This window comes from Pseudomonas sp. CFII68 (assembly GCF_000416195.1).
Classification (GTDB): domain Bacteria; phylum Pseudomonadota; class Gammaproteobacteria; order Pseudomonadales; family Pseudomonadaceae; genus Aquipseudomonas; species Aquipseudomonas kilonensis.
Map to the genome: position 1 here is coordinate 36,489 of NZ_ATLN01000076.1, position 18,160 is coordinate 54,648.

Consider the following 18,160-nt stretch of genomic DNA (forward strand, 5'->3'; position numbering starts at 1 on the left):
GGGTTCGAGCCGTTCAGCGAACAATGTCGAAAGCGGTCCCGGGCCGCGAGAAGGAAATGGCCAGGATCTGCCGGTACGCCATGTCATGGCTATGGGTGTTGCGCGCCGGGGTCACGTAATGGCGCATGTCGCGATCCAGGAAAAACGTCGTGTCGAGGATGTCCTCGTAGGTCGTCGCCGCCAGCTGCTCTTCCTGGGCGGTGTACAAGCGACTTTCCGCACCTGCCACATTCTGACGGCCCCAGAAGTGCACGCCGCTGAACGGATAGCCGTCGCAGTGAATCCCTTCGGGGGTGATTTCCAGTTGTTTGCCCGGCTTGATCTCGATGCGGATCTGATGGATCTGGCACTGCCAGATTTCATCGTGCAATTCCTGCGGCAGAACGTTCTTGTAAACCTCGAAGTCCGTGTCGATCAGGCTGCGCATCACCGGCGAATTGATCACTTCGTTGGAAAAGTCCTCGAAGTGCCGCTCCAGTCCGCCGACATAGCTGTTGTTGGCCTTGGACTGAACGTAGGCCCGGTGTTCGAGCTGCGCAAGCTCACGGGTCGTAGGGTTGTATTCGAAGTCGCTGTAGCGGCGAAAACGCATGCCTGACTCGGCCTGGCCGTAGTAGCTGTCGGGCTCCATGTTTTCCCAGCTTTTGGTCAGCCGGACAAAATCGCCGAAATGACCGTAGAGGTTGAAGTCCCCACCGCGAACGTTGACGTATTTGTCACGTCTTAGCGCTTCGCCCACTTCCCTGTTCAGAACGATCATTTTTCATAGGTCTCCGCTGCGTTGAGCGGCCTAATCTAGTAGGTGCAGGATTTACGTCCATGAGAAAGTATTTGAGGCATTTCAAGCGATGCTTGAAACGGCGGGCAAAGATGCATTAGTACGACTTTTTCTCGGGGAAACAGGCGGTTACAGCGGTATTTATTGCACTAAAAGCCAAAAAGACCCGAGTTTGAGGTCGCAACGCTATTCACTTCAGGCAGGCACGAATCAGTTGTGGCAAGGGAGCTTGCCCTCGCTGGGCTCGTAGGAGCTGTCGAGTGCAACGAGGCTGCGATCTTTCCCCAGACGCTTGAGTCTCAAGCGAAAGATCAAAAGATCAAAAGATCGCAGCCTTCGGCAGCTCCTACGGCCAGCGGGAGCAAGCTCCCTCGCCACGGTTTTATACGCTTGTAACCTGTTCAGGCATCAGAAGACGTTGATCGGGTAATCCACGAACACCCGCAGCTCATTGCCGCTGACGTTGTACTCGCTGGACTTCTGCGACACCCGCAGCACGGAACTGCGCAACCTTACGCTCAAGTCCTTGGCCGGGCCGCTCTGGACCACGTACTTGAACTGGTTGAAGATCTCGCGCTCGGTACCGCCTTCGCTGGTGGACGTGGTGATGTTATCGCCACGCACATAAGCGACGTTATAGGTCAGGCCCGGTACGCCGAACGTGGTGAAGTCCAGGCCATAGCCCAACTGCCAGCTGCGTTCGTCTTCAGCGTTGAAGTCGGACCAGTAGGAGTTGGCCAGGTAGATCGTGTTACCGCCATCACCCACACGATTCTGCTCGCGCTGATAGCCACCGTAGGCATAACCCAGGTTGCTGTCACCAGTGCTGCGCTGGTGGGCAAGCGTGAAACTGTGCGGCCCTGTGGCGAAGGTGGCAGCCAGGCTCCAGATCTTGTTGTCGTCGCCGGTGACGTTGTTTTCACGAACGTAGCTGTTGTCCAGCTTGGTGCGATAACCGTTGAAGTCCAGGGTCAGGGACTGATCCTTGGCCAGCGGGAACACATAGTTGGCGTTCACGTATTGCTTCTTCAATACGTCCTCGACATCCGAGGCGTAGAGCGAAGCCTTGAACTGCTCGGTGAACTGATAGCTGCCGCCCAAGACGTTGATCGACTTCAGGCCACCGCTGTCGCGGCCTTCAGCACTCTTGCGCGATTCGGCGGTGAAACGGCCGGCATTGAGTTCCAGGCCCTTGATCTCCTTGGAGGTGATCAGCGTGCCGGTGTAGCTTTCCGGCAGCAGGCGCGAGTTGTCATAGCTGAGCACCGGCAGGGCCGGCATCTGGTCACCGTAGGCCAGCACGGTGTTGGAGACGCGGAACTTGACCGCTGCCCCGAACTTGGACAGGTCATCGGCGGCGTTGCCGCTGTCGCCTTGCTTGAAGAAGTCGATGCCGCCCGCCCCGCTGCGGCCTTTGCCGCCGTCCAGACGCAGCGCGTACAGGCCGAACGCATCCACACCGACACCCACGGTGCCCTGGGTGAAGCCGGACGAGAAGGTACCGATGGCCGCCTGGCCCCATTCGGCCTTGTCTTCGTTGCCATCTTTGTAGTCGCGGTTGATATAAGCGTTGCGCAACAGCACTTTCAAGCTGCTGTCTTCAACGAACCCTTTGGACTGCGCCTGGTCGTTGGCCATGGCGTGTGTCGTGCTCAAGATCCCCAGTGCGATCAAACTAATGCGCTTGTTCAACATGATTATTTTCCTTGTACGGGTTGATACGCACTGTGGCGGGCAACCGAAATGGCGCTTTTGCGCTCTTTTTCGGACTCTTGCTCCTGGAAATAATGAAAAGGCCCGCCCACGAGTGATCGTGTCGGGCCTTTTTATTATTTAAGAGTCATGGTTGTTAGCCACAGGCGTAGGCGAATCCTAGTCGCGCCCTCAACGGTGTGTCAATTTCGTGAAACGTCTGTAATTAGGCAAAAAATGTCTAAGAACTGCTCACCGCGAACAACCGTCAAGACCGCAGGCCGCGGATGACGTGGAGGCCTGAACCGGCAAGGCTTGCGTCAGCCATTGGGCGAATGCCTCGGGCTTGCCGAACCAAGGGCCGATGTCGATCAGCGTGAACTGGCCATCCTGCTCCAAGGCCAAGGTTGGGAAACCCTGGCCGCCGACCTGGGCCAGCAAGGTGCGACTGGCCTTGATATGCCCTTGCACATCAACCGTGCTGAATGCCGTCAGGAACGCCTGGGCCGGCAGGCCGATGGTTTTGGCGAGCTCCAGCAGGACGGTTTCGTCAGCGATGCGCCGGCCTTCGACGTAGTGTGCGGTTTGCAGGCGCCCGAGCAGCTCCAGGCCGTGGCCGCCGAGCTGTTCGGCAGCGAGGATGGCGGCGGTCGGCGGCGCCGAATCGAACACGGCGCTGTGGTCGCGCAGCAGACCTTCGAAATAGGCCTCGCCAAATGGTTGCCCGGAATGCTCGGCAATGCGCCGGTCGTGGGGCATCACGTAATTGCGCAACTGCGGCGAGACCTGCTGGCGATTGGCACCGGTCATCATGCCGCCGCCATGGGCAATCACCGGCAAAACGGTCCGGGCGGCCTGCACCAACGGCTTGGCGCCGTAACACCAGCCGCACAGCGGGTCGTAGATATAATGAAGAGTGGTCATGGGGACTCCGCTAGCCATGAGGATTCGATGGCAGCAGGGTAGTCTCCGGAGCACTGCGGAAAAACGCTGGAATGGCTTTCAATCTGTTTCGCGGATCGGTCGAATACCCATGGTGAACACTGATCCTGTGGGAGCGGGCTTGCTCGCGAAGGCGTCGGGTCAGCTACATATGCGGTGCCTGACACACCGCTTTCGCGAGCAAGCCCGCTCCCACACGAGTTGCATCAGCCCGCAAGTCCGGCGGACACAAAAAAAGCGCTGCCATCCCGGCCAGCGCTTTTTATCAATCCGTCGAATTCTATCCTTGCATCACATCCCACAACGCTTCCAGCTCCGCCTCGCTGAACAGGCCAACGGGGTAACGCTCAACGATCATCCGGCGCGGATCAGGTTCTCTGATCTGACGCGTTCCGTTGGACTTCAACCACTGCGCCAAGGCTTGAAGCGACTCACCATTAACGGCCAAGGGATGGCATGTGCGCTCGCTTATCATATTCATTCCAGCGCCCTCTCCTGGTTGATGAGCGGCCAATTTATCCAAGGTTTATGACAAAACAACTCAGTTCTCTCCCCAGAACTGCCGAAGTACAGATACAAGAGCTATGCCAATGTATCCGTCACGCCAATAAACAGGCACAAAAAAACCCGCGCACCAATCAGGCCGCGGGCTTGCCGGGATGGATCCAAAACCGCCGGCCTAGAGCCGGCGCGGTCGTTATCACCCAGCTGTTACATCGCCACTCATTTTGCCCGCGGCGCAGGTTGCTGTTGTGTAAGGCAATGGATATTCCCACCCCCCAGTAACAGTTCGCGCCCCGGTACCATGACCACTTCGTGCTGCGGGAACAGGTTCTGCAGGATGTCCCTGGCCGGCGTGTCCAGCGGATCGTCAAAGCTTGGCGCGATGATGCCGCCGTTGACGATCAGGAAATTCACGTAGGAACCGGCCAGCCGTACCGACGGGTTACGCTCCTGGGAACCCTCCACCGCATCCACGCCGGCACACTCTTGCTCGGTGGCATACAACGGCCCCGGAATCGGCATTTTATGCACTGTGAACGGGCGTCCCTTGGCGTCAGTGCTGTTTTGCAGCACGTTCATCGCTGCGTGGCAGCGGGTGTAGTTAGGGTCTTGTGGGTCGTCGGTCCAGGCCAGCAGGACTTCACCCGGCCGCACGTAGCAGCAAAAGTTATCCACATGGCCGTCGGTCTCGTCATTGAACAGACCATCAGGCAGCCAGATGATCTTGTCCACCGCCAACTGCGCGCTGAGCACTGCCTCGATCTCTTCGCGGCTCAAGTGCGGGTTGCGATTGCGGTTGAGCAGGCACTCTTCGGTGGTGATCAGGGTGCCTTCGCCGTCCACGTGGATCGAACCGCCCTCGAGCACAAAACCTTCGGTGCAATAACGCGGGCTGCGCTCGATCTCGAGGATCTTGCCGGCCACTTGCGCATCACGGTTCCACGGCGTGTACAGGCCACCGTCGAAACCGCCCCAGGCGTTGAAATCCCAATCGACACCGCGCACTTCACCGTTGTCATTGATGACAAACGTCGGCCCTGTGTCGCGGACCCAAGCGTCGTCACTGGACATTTCCACCAGGCGGATATTCGGCACGTCGAGACGCGCCCGGGCATTTTCGTATTGGGCCGCAGACACCGCCACAGTCACCGGCTCAAAACGGGCGATGGCCTTGGCGACCGCTACGTGGGCGGCCTGCGCGGGCTTGCCACCCAGGCGCCAGTTGTCCGGGCGCTCGGGCCAGATCATCCAGACCTGGGTCTGGGTCGCCCACTCGGCAGGCATGTGGAAACCATCCGCGCGGGGAGTGCTGTGCAACGTTGTCATGGGGTCATCTCCTGGGCGATGGGGCAGTGGCAACTTTATAAACGATAAATATCGACTAATAAAGTCAGAAAGACTAAACACAATCAAAAAATAGCTGAAAACACCGACAAAAATCGATTTTATAACGAGATATCTGTGGGAGCGGGCTTGCTCGCGAAGGCGTCGGGTCAGCGACCTATGCGGTGACTGACACACCGCTTTCGCGAGCAAGCCCGCTCCCACAGGGGAACACAGCTTTACAGCCTGGCGTTCCCGATCGATTACAGCCCCTCGTCCAAGACCTTCACCAGCATATCGACGAAGAAATCCACGCTCTGGCGCGTGGTGACCATCGGCGGTTTGATCTTGAGGATGTTCAGGTAATCGCCGGTCGGTTGCATGAAGATCCCCAACGCTCGCAGGCGGTTGCACAACGCCGTGGTTTCTTCAGTGGCCGGCTCCAGGGTGTCGCGGTCGCGGATCAGCTCCACGCCCAGGTAGAACCCGGAGCCATGCACCGCGCCGACCAATGGATAGCGGTCGATCAAGGCCTCCAGCCGCGCCTTGAAATGCCCGCCCACTACCCGGGCGTTTTCCCAGAGATTGTCTTCTTCCATGACATCCAGCACCGCCATGCCGATCTGGCAACTGACCGGGCTGCCACCGGCCGACGAGAAGAAATACCCCTCGGCTTCCAGCGCCTCGGCGATTTCCCGGCGGGTGATGACCGCGCCCAGCGGCTGGCCGTTGCCCATGCCCTTGGCCATGGTGATGATGTCCGGCACTACGCCTTGCTCTTCGAAACCCCAGAAAAACTCGCCCATGCGCCCGTAACCGACCTGTACTTCGTCGGCGATGCAGACCCCACCGCGCTCGCGCACCATCGCGTAGACATGTTTGAGGTAACCGGGCGGCAGCGCGATCCCACCGGCGTTGCCGTACACCGGTTCGCAGATGAAACCGGCGAGCTGGCGTTTACTCTCGGCGATTTTCGCCAGGTTGTGTTCGACGCTGCGCACGTAATCCGGCGCAGTGTCGGGGCCACGGAATTCGCCGCGATAGGTGTTCGGTGCGGTCACCGGATGCACCCAGTCCGGGCGGCTGCTCAGGGCCTGGGGATTGTCAGCGATGGAGGTCGAGACCGCATCGGCCGCCACCGACCAGCCGTGATAGGCCTCCAATACGCTGAGCATGTCCCGCCCGCCGCTGTAGGCCCAGGCCAGGCGGATCGCCAGGTCGTTGGCCTCGGTGCCGCTGTTGACCAGGAACACCCGATCCATGTTGGAGGGCGACAGCGCCAGCAGGCGCTCGGAAAATTCGGCAATCGCCGCGTAGTGAAAACGCGAGTTGGTATTGAGCAGCGACCATTGCCGGGCGGCCACCGCCGCCATGCGTGGATGGCCGTGGCCCAGTACCGCGACATTATTGAGCATGTCCAGGTACGAGCGGCCCTGCATGTCGATCAGGTGGTTGCGCCAGCCGCGCTCGATACGCGGCGGGTCGACGTAGTAGTGCTTTTGCGAACGGGCAAAGCTCGCATCGCGACGGGCCAGCAGCGCGCCGGGATCGATCTCCGGCTCGGCATCACAAGCCAGCCCCAGCAGCACCGCCGGCGAAGGGCAAAGCGCCTGCCAGGCCAATGCCCTGGAAGGTGTGCAGAACAGTGGTGGATCCACCTGGGCGCCCCGACACAACTGGACCCGCAACGGCCCCGTCACTTCGCCCAGCACCTGCCCCTTGACCAGTGCCGCGCCGGAATGCAGCGGCGACGTCACGCCCCACAGCCGCACGCTCAACTGCGCGCTGTCCAGCTGCAACAGGCCGTCGGCCGTCTTGTGCACGACCCCAGCGAACGGGGATTCGAGCGGCGTCCCCTGAGGAACGCTCAACTCCACGTGCAGTGGATAAGTATCGGGCTCGACGGCGCTGTCCGGTCGGGTGCGGGATAACCGGTACTGCCCGTAGCGGCTGGCCGCCAGGCCGTGAACGCCAGCGGCCTCGCTCAACAGGCGCTGGTCGATCCCCGGTTGCTCCCAATTGCCGGCCTCGAAATGCGGGCTCAGTACACCCAGGTCAATCAAGGCAAATTCACGCCCCACCAGGGTCGGCAACAGCGGCGCAAAGCCTTCGCTGGCAATGGCCGGCAGGCTATGGCCGACGGCGGTGAGAATCGCCGCTTCCATCAGTTCGAGGGGCACCGAGTGCGCGACCCGGAAAATCTCCCACTCATGGGCCAGGTTGTCGCGGCTGTATTGGTTGTCCGGGTCGATGGAAACCTGCTGCTCACCGCTGAGCACCAGTACCGCGGCGCGTGCCACGACCAGTGGCCATAGCGCCAGCAGTTCTTCACGTTGCAAGGGATTGACCGCGTGATAGGCCTTGATCGCCGGCAAGATAAAGAACGGATCGCCGTCGGCGTGGTGCAGCAGGGCGGCGCAGGTCACCGACAAGTCGGTGATGCGCCAAGTGCGGATCAGGTCGCCGAAATCGATGACGCCCTGCAATTGCCATTGGCGCTGGGCATCGCGCTGCCAGACCACGTTGTCATCGGTGATGTCCATGTGGATCGCCTGCACCGGCAGGCTGGCCTTGAGCGGCTGCAAGCGCCGCTCGGCCTGTTGCGCGACCTCGGCGATCAGTTGCCGCCGCTGATCGTCGTCGATGACAGGCAACAAGTGATCGATCAGGGCGGGGGCGTGGCGCGCGTCCCATTGCAGGGTGCGCTCCAGGCCTGGGTGGTCGAATGTCGCCAGGGCCAGGTCCATTTCCGCGCACAGGCGACCCAGGCCGGTCACCAACTCAGGCGGCAGGTGTTTGAGCTGCGTGAGGGACTGGCCGTCGATGTACTCCAGCAGTCGCATATGGACCGCTTGCCCGTCGACGTCCAATGTCAGCAGGTCCTGGTCGTTGCTGGCGGTAATCACCCGCGGCACCTTCACCGCGCCGTGCCCGGCCAACTGCTTGAGAGCAGCGTGTTGGGCCTGGAGCTCCTGGACGGCGTAGTCGCCGTGGCAAATTTTCAACACAAAGCGCCCGCGCTCGCTGTCGACGCGGTAGTTCAGGTCCTGGTTGCTGCCAAGGGGTCGCAGGTCGCCGCTGAGTCCGTAATTCAAGCGCAACAGCACCAACGCCTGCTCGGCGCTGATCTGTGGGCTTGGCAAACTGGCACGGTGAACCAACGTAGTGAGCGGCATACAACGACCCCTGAGGTGGTTTTGATCGGATGCCTATCACGCCACTGAGTCGGGGGATAAGCAACCCCCCCTGTTCAAAAATATGCACAGCTCTCCTGAGAGGCTATATGGGGAGGGGGTGTCCATAGGATATTCGCTTGCACCGCCCCCGCCATGCCTACAAGCTATGCTCCTAAGGCTCTGTCGTCTCACGGAAAAAGGCTTACCCGGATGCGCATTCTCATCACTGGCGGTGCCGGTTTCATCGGCTCGGCTCTCATACGGCACTTGATTCTTGATACCGGACACCAGGTCCTGAACCTCGATAAGCTGACCTATGCCGGCAATCTCGAATCACTGAGCAGCATCGATCACGACAGCCGCTACGAATTCGTCCAGGCCGATATCGTCGATCAACCAACCGTCAGTGCGGTGCTAGCGCGATTCAAGCCTGACGCCATCATGCATCTGGCGGCCGAGTCCCATGTAGACCGCTCCATTGATGGCCCGGCGGACTTCATCCAGACCAATATCGTGGGCACCTACAGCCTGCTGGAAGCCACTCGAGCCTATTGGCAGGCCCTGCCCGAGCCGCAGAAACGCGCGTTTCGCTTCCACCACATTTCCACCGACGAAGTGTATGGCGACCTGCACGGTGTGGATGACCTGTTCACCGAGACCACCGCCTATGCCCCAAGCTCACCGTATTCGGCGAGCAAGGCGGCGTCCGACCACCTGGTCCGTGCCTGGCAACGCACCTATGGCTTGCCCGTGCTGTTGACCAACTGCTCGAACAACTACGGGCCGTTTCACTTCCCCGAGAAGCTGATTCCACTGGTGATTCTCAACGCGCTGGCCGGTAAGCCATTACCGGTCTACGGCAACGGCCAGCAAGTGCGCGACTGGCTGTTTGTCGAAGATCATGCCCGTGCACTGCTCAAGGTCGTCACCGAAGGCGCGGTCGGCGAGACTTACAACATTGGCGGGCACAACGAGCAGAAAAACATCGACGTGGTGCGTAGCATCTGCGCGCTGCTCGAAGAACTGGCGCCACGCAAGCCCGAAGGGGTCGAGCATTATGCCGACCTGATCAGCTTCGTCCAGGATCGCCCCGGCCACGACCTGCGCTACGCCATCGACGCCAGCAAGATCGAACGGGAACTGGGCTGGACACCACGGGAAACCTTCGAGACCGGGCTGCGCAAGACCGTGCAGTGGTACCTCGAAAACCTGCTGTGGTGCCAACGTGTCCAGGACGGCAGCTATCAGGGCGAGCGCCTGGGCTCGCTCGACAACAAGGATGCAATGGCATGATGAAGGGCATTGTTCTGGCCGGCGGTTCCGGCACACGTTTGCACCCGATCACCCTTGGGGTTTCCAAGCAACTCTTGCCGGTTTATGACAAACCGATGATTTATTACCCGATCTCGGTGCTGATGCTCGCCGGCATCAAAGACATCCTGGTGATTTCCACCCCCCAGGATCTGCCGCAATACCGCGCCCTCTTGGGCGACGGTCATCAGTTTGGTGTGCAGTTCAGCTACGCCGAGCAGCCGACGCCCGATGGCCTGGCCCAGGCGTTCCTGATCGGCGAGCAGTTCATTGGCAGCGACTCGGTGTGCCTGATCCTGGGCGACAACATTTTCCACGGCCAGCATTTTGGCGAACAATTGCAGACCGCCGTCAACCGGCAGAGTGGCGCGACAGTGTTCGGCTACTGGGTCAAGGACCCTGAACGTTTTGGCGTGATCGATTTCGATCCAGAAGGACGGGCGATGTCCATCGAAGAAAAACCCACCGCGCCCAAATCCAGCTACGCGGTAACCGGCCTGTATTTCTACGATAACGACGTGATCGAGATCGCCAAGGCCATCAAGCCGTCCAAGCGCGGCGAACTGGAAATCACCGACGTCAACAATGCCTACCTGCAACGCGGCGACCTGCACGTCGAGCGCTTCGGCCGTGGTTTCGCCTGGCTGGACACCGGCACCCACGATAGCCTGCTGGAAGCCTCGCAATACGTGCAGACCATCGAACATCGCCAAGGCCTGAAAGTGGCGTGCCTGGAAGAAATTGCCTACCAGCAAGGTTGGGTCAGCCGCGAGCACGTCCTTGAGCGCGCCCAGTATTTTGGCAAGACCGGCTACGGCCAGTACTTGTTCAAGATCGCCGGAGAAACACGATGAATGTCATCGCCACTCGCTTGCCAGACGTCCTGGTCATCGAACCGAAAGTCTTTGGCGACGACCGAGGTTTTTTCTACGAAAGCTTCAATGCCCGGGCGTTTGCCGAAGCGACTGGCTGCACCCTGCCGTTCGTCCAGGACAACCATTCACGCTCCACCAGGGGCGTGCTGCGGGGCCTGCACTATCAGATCGAACAGGCCCAGGGAAAACTCGTGCGCGTCACTGCCGGGGAGGTGCTGGATATCGCGGTGGACATCCGCCACAGCTCGCCGACCTTCGGCCAATGGGCCAGCGTACGCCTGTCGGCGCAGAACCACCGGCAGATGTGGGTCCCGCCTGGGTTTGCCCACGGTTTCGTCGTACTGAGCGAATCAGCGGACTTCCTCTACAAGACCACCGACTACTACGCGCCATCGGCCGAGCGCTGCATTCGCTGGGACGACCCGCAGCTGGCCATCGACTGGGAGCTCGAAGGCGCGCCGATCCTCTCGGCCAAGGACCAGAACGGCAAGGCCCTGCACGAGGCCGACCTGTTCCCATGAGTGCCCCCTTGCGTATCCTGATCATCGGCCAGAATGGCCAGGTTTCCCGGGCGCTCCAGTCGCGCCTGAGCGGCCTGGGCGAGTTGATCGTGCGCGGCAGCGACCAGCTCGACCTGGCGCAACCGGACGCCCTGCGAGCGCCCATCGAGGCGCTGAGGCCCGGCCTGATCATCAACGCTGCCGCCCACACGGCCGTCGACCAGGCCGAAAGTGAACCGGAGCGGACGTTCGCCATCAATGCCACGGCACCGGGCATCCTGGCCCAGGCAGCGGTTGCACTGGGCGTCCCGCTGATTCACTACTCCACCGACTACGTCTTCGATGGCCTCAAACCCGCCCCCTACACCGAGGACGACACGCCCAACCCGCTGAGTGTCTACGGACGCAGCAAGCTGGCCGGCGAGAATGCCATCCGCCAGGCTGGTGGCCAGCACCTGATTCTGCGCACCAGTTGGGTGTACTCCACCGAGGGCCGCAACTTCCTGTTGACCATGCAGCGCCTGTTGCAGGAAAAACCGCAGTTGCGGGTGGTCGCCGACCAGGTCGGCGCACCGACCTGGGCCGGCACCATTGCCGACAGTACGGCGCAACTGATCGAGCGCTGGCAGGCCGGCCACCCCGGCGCCTGGGGCACCTATCACCTGACGGCCCAGGGTGAGACGTCCTGGTTCGGTTTCGCCCAGGCCATCGGCGAAAACCTGCTCGATCGGCACAAAGCGTGTGCGCTGCTGGAGCCCATTGAATCCAGCGCCTATCCGACTCCAGCCCCGCGGCCACTTAATTCGCGCCTGGATTGCACGCGCCTGCTCAAGGAGTGGGGGGTGAGCCAACCGGACTGGCGAAGCGCGCTGCAGCAGTGCCTCGCCGGACAAACCTAGTACTGCCTTACAAATAGTATTTGCAAGGCAACTAGGCATAATACGCCTGTCACCACAGGCGTCCGAGGCTCATGAATTCCACCCTTCCCCGCAGACCCCGTTGGCGCAGCCTGGCCTTGCTCGCGCTGTGCCTGGCGCCCTTGCTGTGGCCGTTGGAACACCTGGCCGAACGTTATTACCGCAGCGAGCTGGCCGGGCAGAACCGCCAGACCCTGGACCTCTACGTCGCCAACCTGTTGGGCACGCTGCACCGCTATGAGGTGCTGCCACAGATTCTCGGCGAGCTGCCGGCTTTGCGCGCCGCCTTATCGGCGCCGGACGATGGCGTGACCCAAGGCAACGCCAACCGGCTGTTGAAAAACATCAGCGCCCAGACCGGCGCCGAAGTCATGTACCTGATGGACCCTTCCGGCAAGACCCTGGCCGCGTCGAACTGGGACAAACACGACAGTTTCGTCGGACGCAATTTCGCCTTCCGGCCCTACTTCATCGAAGCCATGGCCGGACGCCTGGGCCGCTTCTTCGGCTTGGGCACGACGTCGGCCAAGCGCGGTTACTTCTTTGCCGCCGCCGTGCACGACCGCGAAAAAGTCATCGGCGTGCTGGTGGTCAAGGTCGACCTCGACCACACCGAAAGCCTGTGGGGCAAGACCCCCGAACAATTGCTGGTGACCGACCACAACGGCGTGGTCATCCTTACGTCGCGACAGGAATGGCGATTTCGCGCGACCCGGCCCTTGAATGACGATGAGCGCAAGGCCATCAGCGCGGTACAACCGTATCCGACCCGTGATCCCAAGCCGCTGAACCTGGACGCCAACGCCTGGCTGACCCAGACCCAGTCCATCGAGGAAACCGGCTGGAGCGTGAGCATTCTCGCCCCGCGCACGCTGATTGATCGTCCGGTGCGCACCGTGGTCGCCATCGGTGGCGCGGCGTTGCTGGTGTTGATGCTGTTGCTCGGGTTGATGATGCAACGCCGGCGCCATTACCTGGATCGGATCGCCTTCGAAGCCAAGGCCCGCCAACAGCTGGAGGGCCGGGTGGCCGAGCGCACCAGTGACCTGGAAGGGCTGAACCGACGGTTGAAACAGGAAGTGCTGGAGCGCGAACAGGCCCAGCAGGAGTTGGTCCGCGCCCAGGATGACCTGGTGCAGGCCGGCAAGCTGTCGGCCCTGGGCACCATGTCGGCGAGCATCAGCCACGAACTCAACCAGCCGCTGGCCGCGATTCGCAGCTACGCGGAAAACGCCGAGATTCTGCTCGATCACCAACGCACCGACGACGCCCGGGGCAACCTCAAGCTGATCAGCGAACTGACGGGGCGCATGGCGTCGATCATCGCCCACCTGCGCGCCTTCGCCCGCCGCGACCGCCATGCCCCGGAAAGCGTCGCCCTGCAGCCGGCACTGGACGATGCCTTGGCCCTGCTCGCCAAACGCCGGCGCAGCATGGAAGTGGAACTGATTCGCGACTTGCCGGCCGCCACGCTGTGGGTCGAGGCCGGCGAAACCCGCTTGCGCCAGGTGCTCGGCAACCTGCTGGCCAACGCCCTCGATGCGCTCACCGAGAAAGGCCCGCCGCGCAAACTCTGGCTCAGTGCCCAGGCCACCGAAACCGGCGTCAACCTGTACATCCGCGATAACGGCCCGGGGTTTTGCATGGAAGCCCTGGGCCGCGCCGGCGAGCCCTTCTACACCACCAAGACGCGCACCCAGGGCCTTGGCCTGGGGCTGGCGATCTGCGACACCCTGATGCGCGCCTTTGGCGGCGAACTGTCGTTCGCCAACCACAAGGAAGGCGGCGCCCTGATTACCCTGAAACTGCGCGCTGGCGCCCCCGGGGTGAGCCTGCAACCGTCCGAGGACCGAAGTGTATGACCATCGACAACCGGATTGAGGTGGTGCTGATCGACGACGATCCCCATTTGCGTCAGGCCTTGAGCCAGACCCTCGACCTGGCCGGCCTGAAAATCCTGCCCCTGGCCGAAGCCAAGGGCGTGGCCGCGCAACTGCCCCGTGACTGGCCGGGCGTGGTGGTCAGCGATATTCGCATGCCGGGCATGGACGGCCTCGAACTGCTGGGCGAACTCCACGCCCAGGACTCAGAACTGCCGGTGCTGTTGATCACCGGCCACGGTGACGTGCCGCTGGCGGTGCAGGCGATGCGCGCCGGGGCCTATGACTTTTTGGAAAAGCCTTTCGCCAGTGATCACCTGCTCGACAGCGTACGCCGGGCCCTGGCCTTGCGTCGATTGGTGCTGGACAACCGCAGCCTGCGCCTGGCCCTGAGCGATCGCCATGAACTCAGCGCCCGCCTGGTCGGCCAATCGACACCGATGTTGCGCCTGCGCGAGCAGATCGGTGCACTGGCCGCCACCCGCGCCGATGTGTTGATCCTTGGTGAAACCGGCGCCGGCAAGGAAGTGGTCGCCCGTGCATTGCACGATCTTTCGGGCCGGCGCAACGGCCCCTTCGTGGCGATCAACGCCGGAGCCCTGGCCGAGTCGGTGGTGGAAAGCGAGCTGTTCGGCCACGAACCCGGCGCGTTTACCGGCGCGCAGAAACGCCGCATCGGCAAGTTCGAGTTTGCCAATGGCGGCACACTGTTTCTGGATGAAATCGAAAGCATGAGCCTGGATGTCCAGGTCAAACTGCTGCGTCTGCTGCAAGAGCGCATGGTGGAGCGGCTGGGGGGCAATCAACAGATCCCGCTGGATATCCGCGTAATCGCCGCAACCAAGGAAGACCTGCGCCAGGCCGCCGACCAGGGGCGTTTTCGCGCCGACCTGTATTACCGCCTGAACGTCGCCCCGCTGCGCATACCGCCATTGCGCGAACGGGGAGAGGATGCGCTGATGCTGTTCCAGCACTTCGCCGACGAAGCCAGCGCTCGCCACGGCCTGCCGCCCCATCAATTGCAACCGGCGCAACGGGCGTTGCTGCTGCGCCACAGTTGGCCGGGCAATGTGCGAGAGTTGCAGAACGCCGCCGAACGTTTTGCCCTGGGCCTGGAACTGGCCCTGGACAACGCCGCGCCAGACGGCAGCCCCGGCGCACCGGTGGAAGTGGTCAGTGGCGGCTTGAGCGAGCAGGTGGAAAACTTCGAGAAAACCCTGATCGCCGCTGAACTGGCCCGCCCCCACAGCTCGGTGCGCAGCCTGGCCGAAGCCTTGGGCATTCCACGCAAGACCTTGCACGACAAGTTACGCAAACATGGGCTGAACTTCGGCGACAGCAGCCACGGTTCGGCCGATGAGTCCGATTGAGTTATCGTCATTTCCCGTTCAAGCAAAAGGCCCCGCAATGAACCGCGACAGTCGTTACCTGGAATCGATCCTGCACCACGACATCCCCTTGACCCGGGACATGGGCCTCAAGGTGCTCGATTGGCAGGCCCGGCAACTGCGTCTGTCTTTGCCGCTTGCGGCCAACGTCAATCACAAGAGCACCATGTTCGGTGGCAGCCTGTATTGCGGCGCGGTGCTCGGTGGCTGGGGCTGGTTGCACCTGGCCCTGCGCGAGGAAGGCATCGAAGACGGGCATATCGTGATTCAGGAAGGACAGATCAGCTATCCACTGCCGGTGACCCGCGATGCGACGGTCGTGTGCGAAGCGCCCGAGGAAAAGGTCTGGAAGCGCTTCCTGGCCACCTACAGGCGTTACGGACGGGCCCGGCTGGCGTTGCAGACGCGGGTGATGAATACCGGCAGCGAGGACGTGGCGGTGCAGTTCGAGGGGCAGTACGTGTTGCATCGCTGAAACACTGCCGGCCCCTGTGGCGAGGTATCGCTGTGTGGGAGCAAGGCTTGCCCGCGATGGATGCGCTGGGGTCTTTCAGAGATCGAGGCGCCTGTATCGCGAGCAAGCTTTGCTCCCACAATCCCCTCGCCACAAAGGATCGAACCAGGCTTAAGAGCGAGCAAGTTCCAGCAGTTTTCCACGCCAAGCCGCTTTCGCCGGCAACGCCAGAAACGACGTATTCAACAGCGACTCACGCGGTGGATAGCAGAACGGTTCGCCGCTCAAGTCCAACACCTCGCCACCCGCACCTTCCAATACACCCTGGGCGGCGGCGGTGTCCCATTGGGAGGTCGGCGCCAGTCGTGGATAGCAATCCGCCGCGCCTTCGGCCACCAGGCAAAACTTCAACGAACTGCCAATACTGGTCAGTTGCAGCTCACCCAGGCTCCCGCTCAGGCCATTCAGCAGGCGCTCCTGCTCCGGGCTGGTGTGCCGACGGCTGGCGACCACGGTAAAAGCTTCACCCGGGGCCAGGACGTCACGAACCGCGATAGGCAAAGGCACGCCGCCCTTGTCGCCACGCCAGGCACCCAGCCCTGCGCCGCCGACGTAAAAGCGCCCATTGGTGGGCATCGATACCACGCCGAACACCACACGGCCCTGCTCCACCAACGCGATGTTGACGGTGAACTCCTCGCTGCCGGAAATGAATTCCTTGGTGCCATCCAACGGGTCCACCAACCACCAGCGATGCCAGCCGGCGCGCACGCTTTGGGCAATATCGGCGTCTTCTTCGGAGAGGATCGGAATATCCGGGGCCAGTGCCGTCAGCCCGGCCACGATCACATCATGAGCGGCCATGTCTGCGGCCGTCACCGGCGACTCGTCGGCCTTGTGGTTGACCTGCACGTTGGCGCGCCAGAACGGCAGGATTGCCTCGCCGGCCTGGAGCGCCAGCTCGACCACCGGGGCCATCAGCGAATGAGGAAATGTCATGACAGGAATGCTCCACGCTGGGCCAGCAGGTCACGGGCCAGGTACAGCGCCGCCAAGGCCCGGCCCTCGGTGAACTGCGGGTTCTGTGCCAGGGCCGACAGCTCACGCAGGTTGACCTTGTCCACACGCATCGGCTCGGGCTCGTCACCCTCCAGCCGTTCTTCATACAGATCGGTCGCCAGCACCACCTGGATCTTCTGGCTCATGTAGCCGGGGGACAACGACAGTTCGGTCAGGTGTTCCAACTGGCGCGCACCGAAACCGGCCTCTTCCTTGAGCTCCCGTTCGGCCGCCGCCAGCACGTCTTCGCCTGGCTCGATCAAGCCCTTGGGCAGGGACAGTTCGTAGGCGTCGGTGCCACCGCAATACTCTTCCACCAACACCGCGTGATCGGCATCGAGCATCGCCACGATCATCACCGCGCCGTAGCCCGCCCCCTTGCTCGCCAGACGTTCATAGGTGCGCTCAACACCGTTGGAAAACCGCAATTTCAGTTCTTCCACGCAAAACAGGCGGCTGGTAGCGACGATCCGGCGATCGAGTATGGTGGGTTTCTGGCGCATAAACGGCTCCCTGGGCGATAGCGGGCTACTATACCCGGCCTATTCTGATTGTTTGTGTCGGATATCCGATTACCGATGGAGAAGTTTTATGGCTTTGCTGCCCTGGCATGAGATCGATACGGTTCTGCTGGACATGGACGGCACCCTGCTGGACCTGCATTACGACAACCATTTCTGGCTCGAACACCTGCCCCAGCGCTACGCCGAACTGCATGGCGTGAGCCGGGCGATGGCCGAGATGGAGCTGCAGCCGCTGTTCGAGCGCAACGCCGGCCAGTTGCAATGGTATTGCCTGGATTTCTGGAGCACCGAGCTGAAACTGCCGGTACGCGAACTGAAGTTGGAAACCGCGCACCTGATCGCCTTGCGCCCGGACGCCGATACCTTCCTCGCGGCGATCCAGCGGGCCGGCAAGCGCGTGGTGATGATCACCAACGCCCACCGCGATTCATTGTCCCTGAAGCTGGAACGCATCGAACTGGCCCCTTACTTCGACCGCTTGATCAGTTCCCATGACTACGGCTTCCCCAAGGAAAACCCGCAATTCTGGGACGCGCTGCAAGCCGACTTGAATTTCGACCCGGCCCGCAGCCTGTTCATCGACGACACCCTGCCCGTGCTGCGCAGTGCCCGGGACTTCGGCGTGGCGCACTTGCTGGCCGTGAGCGAGCCGGATAGCCGCAAAGGACCGAAGGACACGGGGGAGTTTGACGCGTTGGGGGATTATCGGGACTTGATTGCCGGGCTTTGAACCGGCGCCGCATTCATCGCGAGCAAGCTCGCTCCCACAGTTGGATCGGGGCACGGTCGGAGAAATAGGCCGGCTGTAAGGCCGCATCGCGAGCAAGCTTTGCTCCC

16 protein-coding genes are annotated in these 18,160 nt (G+C 61.9%); 8 read left to right on the forward strand and 8 right to left on the reverse strand.

Annotated features, from left to right (window positions below):
- Positions 1 to 13: 13 nt before the first annotated feature.
- The 6 genes from CFII68_RS15120 to CFII68_RS15095 form a co-directional block, all read right to left on the reverse strand.
- Positions 14 to 760: a 2OG-Fe dioxygenase family protein gene (locus CFII68_RS15120; RefSeq protein ID WP_018606376.1), complete on the reverse strand. Its 747-nt coding sequence runs from the start codon at positions 758 to 760 to the stop codon at positions 14 to 16.
- A 426-nt stretch (positions 761 to 1,186) separates the two neighbouring features.
- Entirely contained in the window at positions 1,187 to 2,473 is a 1,287-nt protein-coding gene (locus CFII68_RS15115) for an OprD family porin (RefSeq protein ID WP_018606378.1), read from the reverse strand.
- A 249-nt stretch (positions 2,474 to 2,722) separates the two neighbouring features.
- Entirely contained in the window at positions 2,723 to 3,394 is a 672-nt protein-coding gene (locus tag CFII68_RS15110; protein ID WP_018606379.1) for a DsbA family protein, read from the reverse strand.
- A gap of 298 nt (positions 3,395 to 3,692) precedes the next feature.
- Positions 3,693 to 3,893, reverse strand: coding sequence for a hypothetical protein (locus CFII68_RS15105; RefSeq protein WP_018606381.1), 201 nt, complete (start codon positions 3,891 to 3,893; stop codon positions 3,693 to 3,695).
- A gap of 242 nt (positions 3,894 to 4,135) precedes the next feature.
- Positions 4,136 to 5,242, reverse strand: a complete 1,107-nt coding sequence (gene aguA / locus CFII68_RS15100) for an agmatine deiminase (RefSeq protein WP_018606384.1) — start codon at positions 5,240 to 5,242, stop codon at positions 4,136 to 4,138.
- Positions 5,243 to 5,502: 260 nt separating this feature from the next.
- The gene (locus CFII68_RS15095; RefSeq protein WP_018606386.1) at positions 5,503 to 8,415 is read right to left on the reverse strand and encodes an aminotransferase; all 2,913 of its coding nucleotides are present in this window, start codon (positions 8,413 to 8,415) and stop codon (positions 5,503 to 5,505) included.
- A gap of 210 nt (positions 8,416 to 8,625) precedes the next feature.
- Here CFII68_RS15095 and rfbB point away from each other — a divergent pair, with 210 nt between their 5' ends.
- The 7 genes from rfbB (at position 8,626) to CFII68_RS15060 (ending at position 15,761) form a co-directional block, all read left to right on the forward strand.
- Complete coding sequence (rfbB, locus tag CFII68_RS15090; RefSeq protein ID WP_018606388.1) at positions 8,626 to 9,708, forward strand: dTDP-glucose 4,6-dehydratase; 1,083 nt, start codon at positions 8,626 to 8,628, stop codon at positions 9,706 to 9,708.
- Entirely contained in the window at positions 9,705 to 10,580 is an 876-nt protein-coding gene (gene rfbA / locus CFII68_RS15085) for a glucose-1-phosphate thymidylyltransferase RfbA (RefSeq protein WP_018606390.1), read from the forward strand. Before rfbB ends, rfbA begins: the two co-directional genes overlap by 4 nt.
- Entirely contained in the window at positions 10,577 to 11,122 is a 546-nt protein-coding gene (rfbC, locus tag CFII68_RS15080; protein WP_018606392.1) for a dTDP-4-dehydrorhamnose 3,5-epimerase, read from the forward strand. The genes rfbA and rfbC overlap by 4 nt, the downstream gene beginning before the upstream one ends.
- Complete coding sequence (gene rfbD, locus CFII68_RS15075; RefSeq protein ID WP_018606394.1) at positions 11,119 to 12,000, forward strand: dTDP-4-dehydrorhamnose reductase; 882 nt, start codon at positions 11,119 to 11,121, stop codon at positions 11,998 to 12,000. The genes rfbC and rfbD overlap by 4 nt, the downstream gene beginning before the upstream one ends.
- Positions 12,001 to 12,071: 71 nt before the next feature.
- The gene (locus tag CFII68_RS15070) at positions 12,072 to 13,880 is read left to right on the forward strand and encodes an ATP-binding protein (RefSeq protein WP_018606396.1); all 1,809 of its coding nucleotides are present in this window, start codon (positions 12,072 to 12,074) and stop codon (positions 13,878 to 13,880) included.
- Complete coding sequence (locus CFII68_RS15065) at positions 13,877 to 15,268, forward strand: sigma-54 dependent transcriptional regulator (RefSeq protein WP_018606399.1); 1,392 nt, start codon at positions 13,877 to 13,879, stop codon at positions 15,266 to 15,268. The genes CFII68_RS15070 and CFII68_RS15065 overlap by 4 nt, the downstream gene beginning before the upstream one ends.
- A gap of 37 nt (positions 15,269 to 15,305) precedes the next feature.
- Positions 15,306 to 15,761: a YiiD C-terminal domain-containing protein gene (locus CFII68_RS15060; protein WP_003196733.1), complete on the forward strand. Its 456-nt coding sequence runs from the start codon at positions 15,306 to 15,308 to the stop codon at positions 15,759 to 15,761.
- A gap of 150 nt (positions 15,762 to 15,911) precedes the next feature.
- On the opposite strand, the gene cysQ is transcribed toward CFII68_RS15060, so the two are convergent.
- Both cysQ and nudE read right to left on the reverse strand, forming a co-directional pair.
- Positions 15,912 to 16,739, reverse strand: coding sequence for a 3'(2'),5'-bisphosphate nucleotidase CysQ (gene cysQ, locus CFII68_RS15055; RefSeq protein WP_018606402.1), 828 nt, complete (start codon positions 16,737 to 16,739; stop codon positions 15,912 to 15,914).
- On the reverse strand, positions 16,736 to 17,302 hold the full coding sequence (nudE, locus tag CFII68_RS15050; RefSeq protein ID WP_018606403.1) for an ADP compounds hydrolase NudE: 567 nt from the start codon (positions 17,300 to 17,302) through the stop codon (positions 16,736 to 16,738). The genes cysQ and nudE overlap by 4 nt, the downstream gene beginning before the upstream one ends.
- An 88-nt stretch (positions 17,303 to 17,390) precedes the next feature.
- Here nudE and yrfG point away from each other — a divergent pair, with 88 nt between their 5' ends.
- On the forward strand, positions 17,391 to 18,053 hold the full coding sequence (gene yrfG / locus CFII68_RS15045; RefSeq protein ID WP_014336052.1) for a GMP/IMP nucleotidase: 663 nt from the start codon (positions 17,391 to 17,393) through the stop codon (positions 18,051 to 18,053).
- Positions 18,054 to 18,160: the final 107 nt, after the last annotated feature.